Below are 20,817 nucleotides of genomic sequence, written 5' to 3' on the forward strand. Positions count from 1 at the left end.
CTTAAAAATGCTGATCTAACTACTGCTTAGTTTCTGCTTCTTTTTCAATGATTCAACTTAACTCAGCCTCTAAAAGAAGTTGGGTCACTTTCTCTTGCCTTCTATTCATTGCTGCTAAATGCAAATTAGTCCAAACTCAAGAAATTAAATACCCTTTGTTTGAGTGAGGCAATTACGCGAAGTAACTAAACATATATCAGAAAGTCAAATTGTTTTCTTCGTCTGCTAGATATTGGTAGTATCCTTTCATAAAGTAGCTTTTAGTTTTCTGACAGAATAAATATCAATCCTTTGCTATTACAGCAGTTTTCGATCAAACCCACTACAAAATAAATCCTAAAACAAACCCCAGTATTGCTTTCAGTAGTTTTATCTGTGGCACGTTTGATTGCAATTTGCTGTAAGTACCTATGCAAAATTAATTGTATATTCTTTTCCAAATTCTCGAATGACTTTTTCAACATAGTTAACTAAATTCTGCAAACTAGAGTAAGCATCTATTTCTATCCATTCATATTTCATAAATCGCCAGAGAATTTCTATTAAGTTCAGTTGTGGAGAATAGGATGGTAACAAAAAGATTTCTAAATTTTTCTGCTTCCATTCGCTGATTTTATCCTGGTTTTTTTTGCTTCTATGAAATGATGCCTTATCCATAACTACCACCGTTTTTATGTGGATATTTTCCGCAAATTTATCAAGACAGGATATAACTACTTCACTTGTAATTCTGCCTTCAAATATATAGGCATCTAATTCTTGATGAATATTCATTAAACCAAGTACATTTAGTCTACGGCTTCGACTACTGTTGATGGTAATATTTTCTCCTTTTTCTTGCCATCCATAAGGTACGTAAGGCGTTAAAAAAAACCGCTTTCATCTAAATATCTTAAATCAATTTCACCACGTTTTTCTTGTTATTTTAGTTTGGTAAGTACTAACTGTTTTTCCTTGTATTCTAAGGGGTCTGGTTCCAGGGTAAGCGCATCTAATTTTGTAGTTAAAATGACAGATTGTTTTGCACAATTGTGATCTTAAAAAGAAGATTTAAGCATTAAAGACATTCAGTAGTAGGCTAATAATCAAAGCATCTATCTAGCATCAGAGGCAGTCTCATGGCATCAGGTTTAAAATCTTCAAAACCAACGATTAAAACCTCAAAAAAATTGAGTATAGCCAATGCGCTAGCACTAACAGAACAGATGGAATTAATTTTTAGCGAAATAGAAGACCCTCGTGTAGAAAGAACCCGTGTCCATTTGTTAACAGATATTTTAATAATTGCAATACTATCAGTGATTGCAGGAGCCAATGGATGGGAGGACATGGAAAATTATGGATTGAGTAAATACGAATGGTTAGAGCAGTTTTTAGCTTTACCTGAAGGCATTCCAAGCGCAGATACATTCCGACGAGTCTTTGAAGAAGAATCCAGAAGTCAGAATGGGCTAAACGCCCCGCTACCGCTAACAGGAGTCAGAATCAATTAGTGAGGGATTCAGACCCGCCACTAATTGTAGACCACTAAATTTTTAATTTAGCGGGGGTGCAAAAACGCCCTTTATTCATTCGCCACTCGCACAGAATTCAATTCTGTTAGCGGATAGCTAAGGTTTAGCCCATTCTGGCTCCTGACTCCTGAATTCTGCTTTGATAAATTAGGGCAAGCTATCCGTCTCCACTGGGGCGTTGAAAATGGATTGCATTGGAGTTTGGACGTTACGTTCAATGAAGATGCTTGCCGCGTCCGTACTGGTCATGCTCCACAAAACTTGTCGTTCCTGCGACGTATAGCACTTAATGCACTAAATTTAGAGCGCTCGCTCAAGCGTAGTAATCGTCAAAAATCAAATCGAGCTGCTATGGATAACAACTATATGTTGACGATTCTTGCTACTTGTTTATCACACCATCATGATGCTTCAAATGCTTCTTGTCAATAGGGTTTGAGATGCGCTTACCCTGGGTCTGGTTCTCCGGCTAATCCCCTTTTAAATTTTCTCCAGGTCATGGTCAAACTTTTTAATATCCGTTTTACTGTATCTTTACTAACTATTATTCCCCATTCTTCCCTAATTTTTGCCAATACTTTTTTTAAATCTTTTGGGAATAGTTTTACCCATTCTTTTATTTTTTGCTTTTGTTCTTCATTAAAAGTTGGTTTCCTCCCCCTTCCTTTTTGATTATATAATCCTAATAATCTTTTATCTTCCCAATCGTTCATCCAGTTATATACAGTAACTCTGCTTACTTGAAAAAGTTCTATCAATTCAGGAATTGTTTTGCCTTGATAGCTTAATAAAATACATGCGCTCTTTGCCTAACTTGATAATGTACACTTTGTTTATATATTGTCTCTAATAATTTGGCTGTGTCAAAAGTCAAATCTCTAATAAATCGCATATTTTCTCTCTTTATTACTATTAATAATTTATTTTATAAAATTATTTTTATAAATGTATAATTAATTTTGCTGAAGTACTTATTATGATGGATATGAATTTAAAGCAAGGAATTTCTAAGCATCCTGCGGAGTTAATTCTGACACATCCTGGAGTAACAAAACATGTGATCGATATTTGTGTATATAGCGGTATGCAGTTGAGTGAGATACAAAAACTTTGCTGAAATGATTTGACAGTAAGGACTTTGGTGTTTTCATCCAATCGATAACCGCTATATAACTTTAAGGAATGTTTTGACATCTTTGCAAATGACTGGATTACTTTTGCGTTTATCCGACAGTGGCCTGGACAGGAGGACAAAACTGAGAGTGACCGTGCTTACAGAATTCTAAATGAACTTAAGTGCGAGCCTTGGGTGTTAGATGGAGTTTCCGGTAATGGGCCAAAAAATTGGGCAAAAAACGCTCCTCCTCCAGATAAAAGACAAACATGTTTTACTTGCAGTATTGCCATTAATTCACCTGTTAAACGTTAGGAAGATTTAAGATAATTTAGACTTTCTCTCCTGAATAGTGGTTTTTTTGGAGTGGATAGTGAAAAGTTAGAACGTGTAACCCATGAAGTTAAGCAGCATTTTGGATGTCTTATTTATAATCAAGAGGATAAACGATGGATGGAAGTTTTTAAAATCGCAAATCAGATTGCATCGACAAGTTTATAAAGGACTTGATTGAATTTGATCGAGGTTTTAGCGAACTCCCTTTTGAAGTTCTTGTTTCATTTGCTAACAGTACTCAAGAAAAATTCGGCAAACTGCCAGCACCGATAGATGAAAATTGGGAGGAAGTTGTGTGGCTTGCCTCAATTGAGTTAATTGATGATCCAGAAAATTCCTATGATTAAAGAACTAAAGTCTCCTCTTCGATATCCAGGGGGAAAGCAGAAGGATATACCGTTTTTGTCCGAAGTCATTGATCGAGTTAATACAACACTTGGTATTAAAGAATTCCGTGAACCCTTTCTCGGTGGTGGTAGCGTTTTACTATATGCAATTGCAAACTTATCTGCGGAGTTGTATTGGGGAAATGATGCTCATTCTTTATTGATGGATTTTTGGTGTCAAACTCAAGAGGATGTTGAATCTCTTTGTAAACTGGTCACTGATCTCCGCATAGCTTACAGTGGACCAAAGCATAAAAGTTCGGAATGGACGCAATTCCGTAGTGACTATCTCAAAATGCTTGAGACATTACCAAATAATCGTCTACACCGTGCTGCAAAATTTTTTATTTTGAATCGAAGCACTTCTAGTGAAACAACTGAATCTGGTGGACTAACGCCGTTAGCATACTGTGACCGTTTTACAGTTTCGAGTATTGAAAGGTTACGTGCATTAAATGAGTGCTTAAAAAAGGTTATCTTTACTTCTCAGGATTACCAAGAACTTATTCGCAAGCCAGGAAAAAACGTCTTTATTTTTCTTGATCCTCCATATTTGTCAGCCGAAGCATCAAAATTATACGGTAAATCAGGAAATTTACACACAGGCTTTAATCACGGTTTATTAGCAGCAGAACTAAGGAATTGTCCTCATAATTGGTTAATGACGATTGACAATTCTCCTGGAATTCTTGATTTATATTCTTGGGCTAATATTTATCCTTGGGAAAAGCTATATAGCATGACAAATGCAGAAGGACGCAAATCCAAAGGAGGAAAAGAGTTACTAGTGGCTAGCTTTAAAATTGCTACTACAGACTTATCTGATACCACATCAACAGTAGTATTTCTCCACAGTGAAAACGCTGATCCAAAGAAACTAAAGCCTCATCCACTCAATACTGAAATATACGGAACGGAAGATAATATATCAGATTTAATTGAATCAATCCGAGAAAAAGGATTTTTCCAAAACAATCCTATTTTGGTAACTCAACAAGGCCGAACCCTGCAAATCATTTCTGGGCATCGTCGTTGCCGAGCTGCTATCGAAGCTGATTTAGATCAAGTTCCTATTGTACGTGTTGGATCTGATCTCTCTAAAGTTGAAATCGAATCTCGTGTTCTTGATGAGAATTTACACCGTATCAAAGATGGATTTCAATTGTTACGGGAGTTTGAACACCGCAAGCGGATTGAGACAGCTAAACTTGTTAAATGCGAAGCAACGTATACAAATAACAAAGACGAAAACGGTAAATTTCAAACAAACTCATCACTAGATGAATTTTGTGATGCTGCTGCTCATCCTTTAGGATATAGCGGACGAACACTAGAACATGGTGCTAATGCGCTTAGTATCGCAAGCCAATTAAATGATAAAGGATACATAGAAGAAGCACAGCAAATTATTAGCCTAATTCGGGCTAAAAAGTTTGATAATGCTTGGCAACTAGCGCAAAGACAAAGAATTAATAAACAAACAAATACCAACCCAATTCAGGGTGAAATGTTCTTGGAAGTGAGTGAAAGACAGTGTTACATCAAAGGTATTGCAGATGCAGACGCTGAGAAAATTATCAGTGAGTATGGTTATAACTACACTTATCTTATGAAATTAGTTCAGTTGATAGATAAACATATTCAAACAGATAATTATGGATGGAATGATGCCGATTCGTAAAATATTTTTGTACATCAAGCAAGTTTTTAGTTTAGTAATTCTAAGCTTATCTCGCTATAAATTAAAAAGTTTTTCTTTAAAGAGCCATCCCTTCTGTAAAAATGGTGTTTACTACACCTTTAATTGTTGAATTTCAGCAAATGCCACTTGAACTACAAAATCTCACGGGCGGCTACGCTTTGACACCAATTGTCCAAGACATTAACCTCACTCTGCAAACAGGAGAATGGTTGAGTTTAGTTGGTGCTAATGGCTCAGGTAAATCTACTTTACTCAAATTGGTGAGTCGTATTCTCTCGCCACAACATGGAACAGTGCTACTTGATGGCAAAGCAATTCACTCTCAACCCCCAAATCTAGTTGCACAGAAACTGGCATTACTACCGCAACAAGAAACGGTTCCCGTTGGCTTAACAGTGCGACAATTAGTAAGTTTAGGACGCACACCGCATCAAACTTGGTGGCAATGGGAATTAAACGCTGGAGATCGGCTCAAAGTTGAAGTTGCAATTAAAAAGACGCAATTAGAAAAATTAAGCGATCGCTTGGTCGAACAACTCTCAGGTGGTGAAAGACAACGCGCCTTTTTAGCTCTAGCACTAGCGCAAGAACCAAAAGTTTTACTATTAGATGAACCTACAACTTTTTTAGATATCAGCTATCAATTGCAACTATTGGAACTGCTTAAAGAACTGAATCAGCAGCAGGAATTAACTATTGTCACAGTTTTACACGAACTGAATTTAGCAGCACGGTATAGTTCCCGCATTGCATTATTAAAACAGGGTCATATTTGGGAAGTTGGTACACCTGAAGAAGTTCTGACACCAAATGCGATCGCACAAGTATTTGGTGTAGAATCTGTGATTATTAACACACCCGTTGGTTTACAAGTTTGTGCCATTTCTGCTGTTTCATAATGAATCAATTACAGTTATGGCTTTTAATCTACGTGGGTTAAATGATAGGAAGAAACATTTTTCATTTTTAAAATAATAAATCAAATGTGATTGTAGGCAAAAAACTACCTTAAGCAGACATCTTTAAAGCTGCATAGCGTTTATGCCAAGCAAGCAATAACATTCATCTAAACACTTGAATACTCCATCTATTTACAGGATGGGGTATTTAATTGGAGAAATAATGAGAGGGCTGAACACTCATCCTAAGACTTGGTTTCTTGTGTCTGTGCGTCAATAATTACACTCCAGTCATCATTTGTCACAGCAGCTTCAAGTTGACGCTGACGTTCGGCTATACTCGCATCTATTTTTTCAGACTCTTTAGAGAGGGTTGTGTCAGCCATTGCTTTCCGCAGTTTTAGCTTTTTCTCCTCGTAAGCTTGACGTTCCACCTGTGACATTACCGCCTTAGTAGCTTCGCCTACTGTGCTAGCCCACATTTCGCTATCAGTTGCATTACCAGGTGGTGTGCTTTCAAGTTCTGCTATCCACTCATCTCGCAAATCTTCCATTTGTTGACGCTTGGAGAACTTGAATGCTTGCACGCGCACAAAAGCACACTTTTGCTGACCATTTTGGCGAAGATGGGCGTTTAGGGAAAGCAACACATTCCGAGAATAGCCAATGTACTGCGTGCGGCGTTGTGCGTCTAATACTGCGTAAACACCAGCAATTTTAGCGTTCTGAGCAGATGCACTCCAAGCTTCAAGGTCAATGATTTCAGTACCATTGTTTGCCAGTTCAGGGGTTATACTCACCTCAATAGCGGTGTGTTCGTCATCAGAACTATACAAAAATTCATGTAGCCCCTGGTGGTTTATAGGAACATTTTGATGTTCAATTAGCGGGTTGTGCTGAGTTTCCATCGTAGTTTATCTCCGAGTTATTAATTAGTCTGTTAGGTAAAGAAAAATGTTGTGAGAGGCTGGGTTTCTTAAGAAGGCATGGGTATCTATATTTCCTGCTAAGTTAATAACTTGCTGATTTAGAGGTAAGCTTTTCTGGAAATGAGTGTGTCTTAAATCAACCAACCTTTCGCGATTGTGCATGGAATTACTGGCTTTTTTAAAGTTCGTGTTATTAAATAGTTACAAGCTTTAGATAAGTTTAAAATGTTTAACCGATTAATAAATAGTATTGATTGCTCGCCTTGTCAAGGTGTGAGATAGTTTTTTTATGAGTAATCAAGCAGACTCCTAATGAAACGTGGTTTATCACTGTCTTAACAGTAATAAACCACGTACTAGGCTTGATATTACCTTTTAATAGAGACTTGAAATTTTGTGTCTCTATTCATCGTCAAAATCATCTTCGTCGTCTTCCTCTTCTTCCTCGTAATCGTCATCATCTGCTACTTCATCGGCGATTAACTCATCTTCGTCATCCAGAACTGACCTTTCTGCACGTCTGCTGCCAAAACCTGATTCTCCAAGAGTAGGAGAATCTAAATTATAGGTGCGAGCTGTGCGGTCATCTAAGACCATATCCAGGGGATCATCAATTTCATCCAAGACACTACTGGTAATTTCAGCAGCATAATCTTCGATCGCACCGGGTTCTTCATAGGTATTGTACCCAGTACCAGCCGGAATCAATCGCCCGATAATCACGTTTTCCTTTAATCCGCGCAGCCAGTCAGATTTACCTTCGATAGCTGCTTCGGTAAGTACCCGTGTTGTCTCTTGGAAGGATGCTGCGGAGATAAAGCTGTCAGTGTTCAACGATGCTTTGGTGATCCCCAACAATACTGGGGTATACTGTGCCCTCGCACCGCCTGTAATTGCCATAGCTTCGTTCACCTGCTCAACTTGGCGCAGTTCCACCAATTCACCGGGAAGCATGGTAGTGTCACCACCATCATCAATCCTGACTTTGTTGGTCATCTGGCGAACAATTACTTCAATGTGCTTATCGGAAATATCAATCCCTTGAGACTGATACACCATTTGCACTTCATTCACCAAGAATGTTTGTACCTTCTGCAAGGCAATGCTGGCACAAGCATAGATTCCGTCTTCAGAACCCAGGCTAAAGAAGATTTCCAAAATTTCGTGGGGATTAGATGGGCCATCAGTTAACGGTTGTCCCGCTAATACCATTGAGCCATCTGGCACAATCAAGTTTTGTCCGGGGCCCAAAGGATAATCTGTCACCACGCCATTTGATTCTACGACCTTAATAGCGATCGCTTCATCACCACTTTCAGCATAAACTACCTTAACTTCTCCGCCTCGCCGACATAAAATGCAGGCTTCTTTCGGTTTACGAGCTTCAAGTAGTTCCTCAATCCGGGGCAAACCTTGAATGATATCTCCGGTTTTGGCGCGTTCAAACACCAGCAACACCAAGTTATCACCCCGTTGTACTAAATCGCCGTCTTCTATCTGCAACACAGCACCAGGGCTGACTCGATAAGGGCGACCGATACGGGTAGTAACAACGTAGTTTTTAGTACTCAAAGCTGATTCTCCACCAGATGCAGCAGCGGCATTTTTGATATCCACTACTTGCCCTGATTCTGGAGCAAAAACTCCAGGAGCAACTTCTGTACCTTCTACTAGCAAGTCACCCACTTTCACCTTGGGCTGAGTACTAGTATTAATGGTAAGCCTGTCAGCGTCACGTAATACTAAGCAGCGACGCACGTTTTCGGTTCCTTTGCGGACACCTCGCACTTCCCCGCCTTCTTTACACAAGATTTGGGTACGTGCGACTACAGAACCTGGGGCGATGGTTAGCCCATCGTGTACCTCAAGTGTAGTCTGGGTGCTACCTTGGGTGGCATCGGCGGTAATGTCTCGACGAATTACCAAGGATTCCAAAATTACCAGTTGTAAACGTTGAACTTCTGGGTCTTCAGTATCCTCTACTAATTCAATATCTGCTGCCAGAGGTGAAGCATTATGATCTTGTTCCCCTTCTTGCTCAATTTCCAGCACTAACTGGGTTCGCAGTAGTTCTACACCTTCAACAGATTTGACACGTTCTGAATCTTTGTAAGGTAGTCTCTGTACAGCCCGCAACTGAATCGAGCGCCCAGTTTGTTGACTTACAGATGTAGTTGATGGCACATCTGGATTATCTGGTACGGCAAACTCGACTACTGGACGGCTCAACAGGGCGGGGCCTTCTGGTGTTTTCCACATACTGGACATAACGCAATTCCGTGGCAACATTACCTTGGAATTCCTCACCTGGTTGAATGAAGGTGTTATCTCGGCCAATAACTGATTCGGGATCGTCCACCATCAGCAGTTCCCCTGGCTTCACCACAACTTCCCGCAGGATGTCGTTTTTCTGGGTCACTTCTACCACACCACTGTTTTGGCAGAAGATATCTTTCACCACTTCGGTGCCAGCTTCGACAAACTGACCATCTTCCACCAACAGCAAGGAGATATCTTTATTAACTTCGTGGCTTTCTTCGGGAATCCACAACAAGGTACCGCCCTGCACGACTTCATAACCCAGTTTAGCTTTACCTTTTTTCTGGACTTCTACACCAGCAAATTTCAGGAATCCACCAGTAGTTGTGCGATAGCGGTCATCAATTAACTCAGCTACTACTTGACCATTTTGCACTTTTGTGCCTGGTGTAGCTCGGAGGTTAAATACCTGATTGTTGCCCGTGGAGACTAAGTAGTTATTGCGACCTTGAGAACTTTGGACTGTCACGGTTGCCTGGTCTAAAACCACAGAAGCAGTGATAATCTCAATTTCTCTGGTACTCTTACCTGGGGTAGCTTCGGGCAAGCGCACCACACCGCCGTGTAAACTGGCTAACTTGGTTTCTGCTAAAACTCCATTAGCAGCGATCGCATCACCATTTTTCACCACTAATTCGGCCCCTGGCGGCAAGTTGTAAACTTCCCCAGACAAAATCCAAATCAAACCACCGCGTGCGGCTGTGGTTGTGGTATTGCCTTGACGGTCAGTTTTTTGTTCTGGAACAACTTCGGCAAATTGTACTTCCCCTGCTAAGTCAGAAGCGACATCTTTAACTGCTTTTTCTGTATTAGTCCGAGTTGTCCGTCCACCAAGGGCAACCTCTGCCAACAACTGACCTTGTTTTACCTTATTTCCATCAAATACGTATAGTGTTGAACCTTGGGTAAGATGAACCTCTTGGTTCTCTGGAGTAACATCACCTTCTTTTTTGGGTTCCAGAAGCATGATGCCATTAGCTTCAACATAGAGGGCATCTTCCCCGTGGCGGGTACGATACGTTCTAGTCTTCAGTTTGCGAGGAAGCTTGACAGTCCCATCAATTTTGGAACGAACTTGTTGCGCCACTTCTCCAGTAAACACCCCACCAGTGTGGAATGTCCGCATGGTTAACTGAGTACCAGGTTCACCGATACTTTGGGCAGCAATAATCCCTACAGCTTCGCCCAAGTCCACCATCTTAGCGTGTGCCAAACTCCAGCCGTAGCAGTGTTGACAAACAGAACGTGCGGCTTCACAAGTTAGTGGCGATCGCACCACAACTTCTCCCACCCCAGATTCTTCAATTTTCTTCGCCAATTCTTCAGGAATTGGGGAATTGCGTGCTGCAATAACTTCTTTTGTGACTGGATGCACCACATCTTCGCCAATTACCCGTCCCATCAAGCGGGTTCCCAGAGGAATCAAAGTTTTGGCACCTTCTGTCATTGGTCGAATCGCAAGACCTCTAGTGGTGCCGCAGTCAAATTCTCGAATGATTACATCCTGAGATACGTCCACCAAACGGCGGGTGAGATAACCAGAGTCAGCCGTCCGCAAGGCAGTATCCACCAATCCTTTTCGGGCACCGTAAGACGAAATAATATATTCCGTCACAGTTAATCCTTCACGGAAATTGGTTTTAATGGGCAAATCGATAATTTCCCCTTGAGGATCTGCCATCAGTCCCCGCATCCCCACCAACTGCCGCACTTGTGAGATATTACCCCGTGCCCCGGAGAATGCCATCATGTATACGGAGTTCAGGGGATTAGTCTTCTTGAAGTGAACGACTACTTCATCTTTCAAGGCTTCACTAGTACCGTTCCAAGTATCGATTACCTTTTGGAAGCGTTCTACTTCAGTGATTTCTCCCCGTTGATAACGGGTTTCAGTAGCGCGAATTTCTTCCTCGGCTGCTTCTAAGAGCAATCGCTTAGGTTGGTGGTATCATCAAGTCATCTACACTGATGGAAACCCCGGCTTTGGTAGCGTAACGAAATCCCAAATCTTTCAATTTGTCCGCCATCACTGCGGTTCGCGCTGTACCATAATTCGTAAAAGCCCAAGAAATTAATTTTTGCAGTTGACTTTTGTTAACTAACGCGATTGCGAAAAATCATTTTTTCGTTAGTCATTAATCATTAGTCCTGAGTCATCAATAATTAATAATTCTTAATTCGTAGTTCGTAATTCGTATTTCATTGCTTCAATTACGAATTACGAATTAGAAATTACGAATTAGCTTGCAAGTGCTTCCTGAATGGCATTGTTGTAAATAACGCGACCAGGAGTTGTGTATATATACTGTGAAAGTACATTGCCCTTAGCGTCTTGTCTGACTCGACGGAACTTATAGAGTAATGTGCGGGTACCATCCTCGTTTTCCGTCACTTTTACCGGTTCTGTATCCGCCTGGTCTGATTCTATTTCACCGTCGAACCTTACGTAAATATAGGCGTGCAAGTCAATTTGATCTTGCTGGAAAGCCATAATTACATCCTCTAGCGAAGAAAAGTAATTTCCTGCTCCTTTTGTCGCACCCGGATTTTCTGCTGTTAAATAATAGCCTCCCAACACCATATCTTGGCTAGGCGTGATGATTGGTCTACCCGTGGCTGGTGACAAAATATTGTTAGAAGCCAACATCAACAACCGCGCTTCAGCCTGACTTTCTAACGATAGAGGGACGTGTACCGCCATTTGGTCGCCGTCAAAGTCGGCGTTAAACGCTGGACAAACTAGAGGATGCAGTTGAATCGCTCTACCTTCTACTAAAATTGGTTCAAAAGACTGAATACCCAAACGGTGTCAACGTTGGTGCCCGATTTAGCATTACAGGGTGTCCTTCAATTACCTCTTCCAGCACATCCCAAACACTGGGATCATTTCGGGATATAAGTTTTTTTCGCAGCTTTGATGTTATTCACCATGCCGCTACGAATCAGGCGGTTAATTACAAATGGTTGAAATAGCTCAATTGCCATTTCTCTAGGCAAACCGCACTGGTGAATTTTCAGCTTTGGCCCGACTACAATTACCGAACGTCCAGAGTAGTCAACCCGTTTACCTAACAAGTTTTGTCGGAAACGTCCTTGCTTACCTTCAATAATGTCGGCCAAAGATTTCAGGGGTCGGTTATTTGCCCCTACCACAGTGCGTCCCCGACGACCATTGTCAATCAAGGCGTCCACTGCTTCTTGCAGCATCCGCTTTTCGTTCCGGACAATAATGTCTGGTGCGCAAAATTTCTTGCAAGCGTGCCAAACGATTGTTCCGGTTAATTACCCGCCGATACAAATCATTCAAATCGCTGGTGGCAAACCGTCCGCCATCTAGCTGCACCATTGGGCGCAAGTCAGGGGGAATCACGGGAATAACTGCCATTACCATCCACTCTGGTTTGGAACCAGTGGCGATAAAGTTGTCAATCACTCCGCAGTCGCTTAATTAGCTTGGCTCTCTTTTGCCCCTTGGCGTTACCAATTTCTTCGCGTAGGCTTTCGGCTTCTTGTTCCAAATTGATATCGGCAAGCAAACGCAACAGCGCTTCAGCCCCAATACCTACCTCTACGCCTTGCAGCACAGAATCTTCGCTATAAATTTGGTCTTCTATTTCCAACCACTGGTCTTCACTCAGTAGTTGTTTGTAAGTTAAAGTTTCGGCATTACCTGCACTCAGGACAACATAAGAGTTGAAATAGACAATCTGCTCGACATCCCGCAAGGGCATATCCAACAGGATGGAAATATAGCTAGGAATGCCTTTGAGATACCAAACATGAGCTACTGGTGCGGCGAGTTTAATATAGCCCATGCGGTGGCGACGCACCCGTGACTCGGTGACTTCCACGCCACAGCGCTCACAAACAATACCTCTATGACGGACTCTTTTATACTTACCACAATGGCATTCCCAATCTTTCGCGGGGCCAAAGATGCGCTCACAAAACAAGCCATCCATCTCTGGCTTGAGAGTTCGGTAGTTAATCGTCTCTGGCTTGGTAACTTCACCGACTACTTGACCATTAGGCAATGTTCTTTCGCCCCACTGCCGAATGCGTTCGGGGGAAGCCAAGCCGATTTTTACGTAGTCAAACTGATTAGTTTGGGCAGGTCTCATATTTAATTCGTAATTAACAATTTCTAATTCGTAATTTCGTAATTAACAATTTCTAATTCGTAATTCGTAATTCAAGAATTAATTACGAATTACGAATTATTAATTACGAATTATTTACTCGTCTTCTTCCAGAGATTCGCGGGAAAGAGATTCATAAGTGGGTCGAGCAGGTGTGCGACGGGCTGATTGGTCTGCCATCAAATCGACTTCCACATCTAGGGAACTACCGTCTGCTTGGGTTTCTACCTTGTGTACAGCAATATCTAACCCTAATGATTGCAACTCGCGCATCAGCACCTTAAATGACTCTGGGGTTCCAGGTCGAGGAATCGCTTTACCCTTAACGATCGCATTTAACGCTTCATTCCGCCCTTGCATATCGTCGGACTTCACCGTCAGCATCTCCTGCAGGGTGTAGGCGGCGCCGTAGGCTTCCAGAGCCCAGACCTCCATTTCCCCGAAGCGCTGACCGCCGAACTGCGCCTTGCCGCCCAGTGGCTGCTGGGTGACCAGCGAGTACGGGCCGATGGAGCGGGCGTGGATCTTGTCGTCGACCAGGTGGTGCAGCTTCAGCATGTAAGCCACACCGATGGTAATTGCTCGGTCAAATGGTTCGCCTGTACGACCGTCATACACCATGATTTTGCCTGGATTATCTGGGTTATATACCCAGTCTTTCCCTGTTTCGTCACGTGCTTCTTGCAATTTGCCATGCACGATTCGGCGAGATGTCTCTTCACCGTACATTTCATCAAATGGAGTAATCTTAAATCGGACTCCCAAGGTTTGACCAGCCCAACCCAAGAGGCACTCAAATACTTGTCCGACGTTCATCCGGCTGGGTACACCCAAGGGGTTAAGTACAATGTCCACTGGTGAACCATCGGGCAAATAAGGCATATCTTCTGCTGGTAATATCCGAGAAATAATCCCTTTATTACCGTGGCGTCCTGCCATTTTGTCCCCAACTTGGATTTTGCGTTTTTGAGCAACATACACCCGGACTACCATATTGGCTCCTGGTGGCAGTTCATCACCTTGTTCACGAGTAAACAAGCGCACATCAACTACGCGGCCTTTTTCACCGTTTGGTACTCGCAGAGAATTGTCTCGCACGTCCCGTGCTTTCTCACCAAAGATGGCACGTAAGAGTTTTTCTTCTGGCGGTTGGTCAGATTCACCTTTGGGTGTGACTTTTCCTACCAAGATATCACCAGCTTCTACCCATGCCCCAATGCGAATGATCCCCTGTTCATCCAACTGACGCAAGGCATCTTCCCCAACGTTAGGAATTTCTCTAGTTATTTCTTCTGGCCCCAGTTTTGTCTGTCTGGCTTCAATTTCATATTTTTCAATGTGAATTGAGGTGTAGACATCATCCTGCACAAGCCTTTCAGAGATTAAAATTGCGTCTTCGTAGTTGTAGCCTTCCCAAGGCATATAGGCAACGACGATATTTTGTCCTAGCGCCAATTCACCGCCTTCGGTGGAGGAGCCATCAGCCAACACTTGACCAGCAACAACCCGTTCACCAATGCGGACGAGAGGTTTCTGATTTAAACAGGTGTCTTGGTTGGAGCGTTGGTATTTGGAAAGGGTGTATCTAATTTCGGAGTTGTTAGCTTTGGGACGGACGCGAATTTCTGTAGCATCCACATAAGTCACATCGCCATCGGTACGCGATACAACTACCATCCCGGAGTCTCTTGCTCCTTGGGCTTCCAAACCAGTACCCACCAGAGGGCGTTCTGGCTTGAGCAGGGGTACTGCTTGCCGTTGCATGTTCGACCCCATCAGCGCTCGGTTAGCGTCATCATGTTCCAAAAAGGGAATCATGCTGGTTGCTACCGACACAATCTGTACGGGAGATACTGCTACGTAGTCCACCTGTTCTGGTGTTGTGGTGGAAAATTCTTGGCGATAACGAACTGGCACTAGTGGCCCAATAATGTGCCCGGTTTCATCTACAGGAATATCTCCCGGAGCAACCCGCAGATCGTCTTCTTCATCAGCTGTCATGTAGGCTGGAGGCAGATCAAATCTGACTCGCCCATTTTCTACAGGTCTAAATGGTGTTTCTAAGAAGCCGTACAAGTTTACCCGCGCATGGGTTGCTAAGGAACCAATCAATCCGGCGTTGGGGCCTTCTGGTGTCTCAATGGGGCAAATGCGTCCATAGTGACTAGGATGAATATCTCGCACGGCAAAACCAGCGCGTTCACGAGTTAAACCACCAGGACCAAGGGCACTTAGACGGCGTTTGTGGGTCAGTTCTGCTAAGGGATTGGTTTGATCCATGAACTGACTTAATTGGCTGGAACCAAAGAATTCTTTAATTGCTGCTACCAATGGTTTGGGGTTCACTAAGGAAGCGGGAGTTAGTACTTCAGCATCGGATACGGTCATCCGTTCCCGAATAATTCTCTCTAAGCGGTTTAAGCCTACCCGCACTTGGTTTTGCAGCAATTCACCGACGCTTCTCACCCGACGGTTGCCTAAATGGTCAATGTCATCGATATTACCGATGTCATATTCTAGGTTGATCAGGTAATCCACGGCTGCCAAAATATCGCCAGCAGTCAACACTCGCATTGTGTCTGGGACAGAAAGGCGCAATTTTTTGTTGAGTTTGTACCGTCCAACGCGACCAAGGTCATAACGTTTCGGGTCAAAGAAACGAGAATCTAGGAGTTGTTGTCCACCTAATACTGTGGGTGGTTCACCAGGACGCAGTTTCCGATATAACTCCATCAGGGCTTCTTCTTCAGAAAACTGCCCTTCTTTTTCGATAGTTTTTTGGAAATATTCGGGGTGGCGTAAGGCGTCAAATATTTCGTTGTCTGATAGCCCTAAAGCTTTTAGAAGTACCTGCGCTGATAGTTTGCGGGTTTTGTCGATGCGTACCCAAACTAAATCGTTACGGTCTGTTTCAAATTTCAGCCATGCTCCCCGGTTGGGAATTAAGCTAGCTGAATAAGTACGCCGCCCGTTTTTGTCGATTTCTGATTTGTAATAGACCCCTGGCGATCGCACTATCTGATTGACAATTACCCGCTCGGCTCCGTTAATAATAAACGTGCCGCGATCGGTCATCAAAGGCAAATCACCAATGAATACCTCTTGCTCTTTGATTTCCCCGGTTTCTTTATTAATCAGTCGTGTGGGAACATACATTTGGACAGCATAAGTACTATCCCGCCGTTTCGCTTCTTCAACGCTGTACTTTGGCTCCTTGAGTTTGTAGTTATGACCCAAAAAGTGCAGTTCTAATTTACCCGTATAATCTGTAATAGGACTAAAGGAGTTAAGTTCTTCTATCAGCCCTTCTTCTAAAAACCAGCGAAAGCTTGACCTCTGGATTTCAATCAAGTCGGGCAACAGAAAGGCGGGTTCCATATACGTTTCTTTAGTCATGCCTCTACCTTTGTCAACCTGGTTAAATTTTTCTTTGGACACTGCTGTTTAACGCTTCCCACTGCTAGCCAGTGTCCTTAGCTGTTTGGGAACTTTCTTCTTACACACTTGTTATTTACAAGTGTGGGCAAACGCAGCGATTAAAGCTGGCAGGAATAGGCAATCTTGACAAGGCGGTAATCGCCGCTCATGGGTGACTCAGAAGCCAGAAACCAGCTATAGTTTTGATTCAAGAAGAATATACAGTTAAGATATCCCTGAGTTTGATTTACTTTCCTCACTTCCCCTCCAAAAAGCGCTTTAATTTCCTGACACAGCACTACACAGTGTGTCTTTAATGCACCTCGCTGTTTATACTCTCAGTGATATCCTAGATAAGCTAAGACTGAGGGGATGATCCGCACCTTTTTGGCTTTGAATCAGAATCACTTCATTTTGCTGAATTTTACTCACAAGGCAATTTTGTTTAACGATTTTGAATAGGTTCAATAGACATCAAACCGATGTTGTGTAAAAGTCTAGCTCAATTTGGATTGGCACGGTTAGTCATCTGTGGAGAGCATCCGTTTGTAGAGATTGGGAGGATGGCCAAGCCATAACAGCACAAAAAAATGTCAAATGAGAAGTTTTAAGCTCCTTCTTTTATCATTATGGCGCAAGCAAAATGTTTTTGAGGGAATAATATTAGCATATTTTTGTCCCCCTATAGTTTTATTTTTTTTAGTACAACTTAACAAAAAACACTAAGACACAGGTGATATCGACAGACCAAATAACTCACAGGCATTTTGGGTGGTTTGATGGGCGATCGCCTCTAACGTTTCCTGACGCAGTTTAGCTACTTGCTCGGCTACATAAAGTACGTAGGCAGGCTCGTTACGTCTCTCGCCCCGTTTCGGAACTGGAGCGAGAAATGGACAGTCTGTTTCAATCAATAGGCGATCGCTACTTACCATTGCCGCTGAGGATTGGATCGCTTTGGCATTTTTGAACGTTACCGTTCCGCTAAAGCTGATGTAGAAGCCTAAATCGAGAAACCATTGAGTTTCTTCTGGCGTTCCTCCCCAGCAATGCATGACACCGCGCACTCTTTCACCTTTGAGTTTCCGCCATTTTTGCAACACTTCCCTGGTTGCCACAGCAGCATCACGGCAGTGAATAATCACTGGTAAGTTGAGTTCAGATGCGATCGCCAACTGTGACTCGAACACCATGTATTGTTGTTCGTAGTTATCAGCTTTGTAAAAATCCAGCCCCATCTCCCCAATTGCTACCACATTCGAGTCAGAACTCGCTAAAGTTTTGATTTTCTCGGCTGTGTCGCTATTCCATTTTTCAGCATCTAAAGGATGTAATCCCACTGCGAAGCTGATTTCGGGAAACTCTTGGGCTATGGATTGAATACTGGAAAACTCCTCCGGGTGAACACAGGAATGTACTAAACGCACTACACCTGCTTTTTGCCACCGCGATCGCACTGTTGCTAAATCCGGCTGGAAACTATCAAAGTTAAGATGTACGTGCGTGTCTATCAGTTGCATCTTTTGTTTTTTGTTGTTTGTCCTTCGTCATTTGTCGTTTGTTTTGTGACCAATACCAATAACTAATGACTAAGGACAAATGACTACTCAGTCGCTGTTTGTGCCAAAGGTTTTAGTCGGTTAGCTAATCTTGACTTTTTTCTTGACCCATTATTTGGGTGAAGGACACCCCGTTTTATCGCTTTATCGATTTTGCTGTAAGCTTCAGATAACCGATCTTGCACTTCTTGTTTTAGTTCTGGGGTAGGATTAGCTGTATAAGCAGCTACAGCATTAACGTATTTCTTCATCAGCGTCTTGACTGCTGATTTATAAGCTTTGTTACGCAGTCGGTTACGTTCTGCGATTCCGGCACGCTTGAGAGCAGACTTTGTATTCGCCACAGTCAATTCCAAAAATACTATTAATTATGTACACACACTACTAGACTTACTAATATAGCATCCAAATTGCTAATGTTATAATTTCCTAAAAAAAATTTGGTATTGAATTATGGCGCATGGGTGAATAATTAGTAGTTCTACTTGCCCAGTGCCCAACTCAGTCTGTTGTCAATTTAGGAAATGCGTTAGAATGAGACATAGATGCTAGATAAAACTCTTACCCTAAATCATCACAACCTGATTAAAAAGCAATGTGATTGCCAATAATAAATAATCTGGCCGTAAAGCAGATGTATTGTCAAAGGCAAGCAACTGTAAAAAGCTAAGTTTCAGGTATCTCCAAGTATAGAACCGACATATCGTAATCTGTACAAATATGCAAACACACCACCAGCACTCCGCAAGGAGTGAGGCAAAGGCTATAAGGGTAGCGGAAAATGGCATCTCCTTTCTACCACTAGCCTGCCAAGGCTTGTCGGAGTGAGTAATTAAGTTACCTTCTCAAGCAAAATATATGCTGGTAGCCTTGAGAGTATCAAAAAAATCCAGGTTAAGCTAGAGAAGAGAATTAGAGTCAGCTTACATACCCCAGTGGGTCAAGAGCAATACTAATCTCAGGTGGCAATAAATATTATTATTTTGGCATTGTCCTTACTCCATGCTGCGAATCATTACTCAGCAGGCAGACGTTAGAGCAGAACTACAACGGATCTGCGAGCGCACCCATGATGAACAGGTGCTTCACAAAGAAGCAACGGTACGGGAAATTTTGCAAGCAGTGAAGCGCCAAGGCGACAAAGCTGTATTGCATTACACAGCTGAATTTGACAAACAAACCCTAAAAGCAGAAGAGCTCCGAGTTACAGGTTCGGAACTGGATGCAGCCTATCAACAGGTATCGAAGGAGTTTTTAGCCGCAATTCGGCTAGCTTGCCGCCAAATTGAAGGGTTTCATCGTCAGCGAGTACCGAAAAGTTGGGTACACTTTGGCGATGATGAAGTAGTACTGGGCAAACGCTACACCCCTGTAGACCGAGCCGGGTTATATGTGCCTGGTGGCCGTGCCGCCTATCCCAGTACAGTGCTGATGAATGCAATTCCGGCTCATGTTGCTGCTGTACCCCACGTGGTGATGGTGACACCACCAGGGGCAGGGGGTGTAATTAATCCAGCAGTCTTGGTGGCTGCCCAAGAAGCAGGGGTACAAGAAATTTATCGCATCGGGGGCGCACAAGCGATCGCTGCTTTAGCTTATGGCACAGATACGATTCCGAAAGTGAATGTAATTACTGGGCCTGGTAACATTTATGTCACCCTAGCAAAAAAACTTGTCTACGGCATCGTCGGTATTGATTCTTTGGCAGGCCCCAGCGAAGTGCTGATAATTGCCGATGAAACCGCAAATCCAGTACATGTAGCTGCTGACTTGCTGGCTCAAGCCGAACACGATCCAATGGCGGCAGCAATTTTGCTGACGACAGATGCTGCTTTGGCGAAAAACGTACAATTAGCCTTGGAAAGACAGTTAGTGGATCATCCACGGCGAATAGACACAGAAAAAGCGATCGCTCACTACGGCTTGATTATCCTTGTAGAATCGCTCCAAGCAGCAGCAGAACTCTCAAATGAATTTGCCCCCGAACATCTGGAATTAGAAATCAAAGATCCTTGGGCGCTCCTCCCACAGATTCGTCACGCTGGGGCAATCTTTTTGGGTTATTCAACACCAGAAGCTGTAGGAGACTATTTAGCAGGCCCTAACCATACTTTGCCAACTTCTGGCGCTGCCCGCTATGCTTCGGCATTGGGGGTTGAAACTTTCCTCAAACACTCTAGTATTATTCAATACTCTCAAACCGCGCTGCAAAATGTGGCTGGTGCCATTGATGTGCTAGCAACAGCAGAAGGTTTACCTTCTCATGCTGATTCAGTAAGACGCCGAATTCAGCAAGAAGAGTGATTTGGAATGCTTAATTTTTTCTTATAACTAAAAGTTGGGATAGCGATACCGACGGTGAGCTACGCTAAAGCACGCCACTTATCCTGCCTTCAGATGCCCTTTAAGCGTCTACAAGTCGGGCATTGCCGACGGGTAATTTATAGGGCAGGTGTTTTCAGTGGCAAAAACTTGTGAAAAGCTTCTCTAGAACAGTTGCCAC

General features: G+C 42.9%; 11 protein-coding genes and 4 pseudogenes (1 of these 15 only partly in view). 7 read left to right on the forward strand and 8 right to left on the reverse strand.

Going from position 1 to position 20,817, the window contains the following annotated elements; genetic code table 11:
- Window positions 1–30, forward strand: a pseudogene (locus ANSO36C_RS34315) (NF041680 family putative transposase) (its annotated part extends 1,040 nt beyond the left edge of the window); the annotation flags it as partial.
- A gap of 378 nt (window positions 31–408) precedes the next feature.
- Here the strand turns inward: ANSO36C_RS34315 and ANSO36C_RS19070 are convergent.
- Window positions 409–822 carry a transposase gene (locus tag ANSO36C_RS19070; RefSeq protein WP_323374606.1) on the reverse strand — a complete coding sequence of 138 codons (414 nt, stop codon included), beginning with the start codon at window positions 820–822 and terminating at the stop codon, window positions 409–411.
- Between the two features lie 383 nt (window positions 823–1,205).
- Between ANSO36C_RS19070 and ANSO36C_RS19075 the strand changes: the two are divergent.
- Together ANSO36C_RS19075 and ANSO36C_RS19080 are read left to right on the forward strand one after the other, a co-directional pair.
- A pseudogene (locus ANSO36C_RS19075) lies at window positions 1,206–1,427 on the forward strand (transposase family protein); the annotation flags it as partial.
- A 276-nt stretch (window positions 1,428–1,703) separates the two neighbouring features.
- Entirely contained in the window at window positions 1,704–1,946 is a 243-nt protein-coding gene (locus tag ANSO36C_RS19080; RefSeq protein WP_410174619.1) for a transposase, read from the forward strand.
- A gap of 14 nt (window positions 1,947–1,960) precedes the next feature.
- On the opposite strand, the gene ANSO36C_RS19085 is transcribed toward ANSO36C_RS19080, so the two are convergent.
- A complete protein-coding gene (locus ANSO36C_RS19085; RefSeq protein WP_251955807.1) occupies window positions 1,961–2,272 on the reverse strand; it encodes a helix-turn-helix domain-containing protein in 312 nt (103 codons plus the stop codon).
- An 862-nt stretch (window positions 2,273–3,134) separates the two neighbouring features.
- Here ANSO36C_RS19085 and ANSO36C_RS19090 point away from each other — a divergent pair.
- The 3 genes from ANSO36C_RS19090 (at window position 3,135) to ANSO36C_RS19100 (ending at window position 5,951) form a co-directional block, all read left to right on the forward strand.
- Window positions 3,135–3,311, forward strand: coding sequence for a hypothetical protein (locus ANSO36C_RS19090; protein WP_251955808.1), 177 nt, complete (start codon window positions 3,135–3,137; stop codon window positions 3,309–3,311).
- A complete protein-coding gene (locus ANSO36C_RS19095; protein WP_251955809.1) occupies window positions 3,304–5,031 on the forward strand; it encodes a DNA adenine methylase in 1,728 nt (575 codons plus the stop codon). Before ANSO36C_RS19090 ends, ANSO36C_RS19095 begins: the two co-directional genes overlap by 8 nt.
- 140 nt (window positions 5,032–5,171) lie before the next feature.
- The gene (locus ANSO36C_RS19100; protein WP_251960372.1) at window positions 5,172–5,951 is read left to right on the forward strand and encodes an ABC transporter ATP-binding protein; all 780 of its coding nucleotides are present in this window, start codon (window positions 5,172–5,174) and stop codon (window positions 5,949–5,951) included.
- A gap of 245 nt (window positions 5,952–6,196) precedes the next feature.
- On the opposite strand, the gene ANSO36C_RS19105 is transcribed toward ANSO36C_RS19100, so the two are convergent.
- The 6 genes and pseudogenes from ANSO36C_RS19105 to rpsT form a co-directional block, all read right to left on the reverse strand.
- On the reverse strand, window positions 6,197–6,859 hold the full coding sequence (locus tag ANSO36C_RS19105) for a GIY-YIG nuclease family protein (protein ID WP_251955810.1): 663 nt from the start codon (window positions 6,857–6,859) through the stop codon (window positions 6,197–6,199).
- Window positions 6,860–7,282: 423 nt separating this feature from the next.
- Window positions 7,283–11,335, reverse strand: a pseudogene (locus ANSO36C_RS19110) (DNA-directed RNA polymerase subunit beta'').
- 103 nt (window positions 11,336–11,438) lie between these two features.
- Window positions 11,439–13,320, reverse strand: a pseudogene (locus ANSO36C_RS19115) (DNA-directed RNA polymerase subunit gamma).
- Window positions 13,321–13,434: 114 nt separating this feature from the next.
- Window positions 13,435–16,734: a DNA-directed RNA polymerase subunit beta gene (gene rpoB / locus ANSO36C_RS19120; protein WP_251955811.1), complete on the reverse strand. Its 3,300-nt coding sequence runs from the start codon at window positions 16,732–16,734 to the stop codon at window positions 13,435–13,437.
- Window positions 16,735–17,477: 743 nt separating this feature from the next.
- Window positions 17,478–18,275 (reverse strand): TatD family hydrolase, encoded by a 798-nt coding sequence (locus ANSO36C_RS19125; protein ID WP_251955812.1) that lies wholly within the window; start codon window positions 18,273–18,275, stop codon window positions 17,478–17,480.
- A gap of 83 nt (window positions 18,276–18,358) precedes the next feature.
- On the reverse strand, window positions 18,359–18,658 hold the full coding sequence (gene rpsT / locus ANSO36C_RS19130; protein ID WP_251955813.1) for a 30S ribosomal protein S20: 300 nt from the start codon (window positions 18,656–18,658) through the stop codon (window positions 18,359–18,361).
- Between the two features lie 658 nt (window positions 18,659–19,316).
- Here rpsT and hisD point away from each other — a divergent pair.
- Window positions 19,317–20,618, forward strand: a complete 1,302-nt coding sequence (hisD, locus tag ANSO36C_RS19135) for a histidinol dehydrogenase (RefSeq protein ID WP_251955814.1) — start codon at window positions 19,317–19,319, stop codon at window positions 20,616–20,618.
- The last annotated feature ends 199 nt before the right edge of the window (window positions 20,619–20,817 follow it).

The sequence above is a fragment of the Nostoc cf. commune SO-36 genome (assembly GCF_023734775.1).
GTDB lineage: Bacteria > Cyanobacteriota > Cyanobacteriia > Cyanobacteriales > Nostocaceae > Nostoc > Nostoc commune_A.

Bases quoted from the DNA above. Each gene is read 5' to 3' on its own strand.
- ANSO36C_RS19105 (WP_251955810.1), bottom strand. From the start codon at position 6,859: ATGGAAACTCAGCACAACCCGCTAATTGAACATCAAAATGTTCCTATA.
- ANSO36C_RS19125 (WP_251955812.1), bottom strand. From the start codon at position 18,275: ATGCAACTGATAGACACGCACGTACATCTTAACTTTGATAGTTTCCAG.
- ANSO36C_RS19100 (WP_251960372.1), top strand. From the start codon at position 5,172: ATGCCACTTGAACTACAAAATCTCACGGGCGGCTACGCTTTGACACCA.
- ANSO36C_RS19095 (WP_251955809.1), top strand. From the start codon at position 3,304: ATGATTAAAGAACTAAAGTCTCCTCTTCGATATCCAGGGGGAAAGCAG.
- rpoB (WP_251955811.1), bottom strand. From the start codon at position 16,734: ATGACTAAAGAAACGTATATGGAACCCGCCTTTCTGTTGCCCGACTTG.
- hisD (WP_251955814.1), top strand. From the start codon at position 19,317: ATGCTGCGAATCATTACTCAGCAGGCAGACGTTAGAGCAGAACTACAA.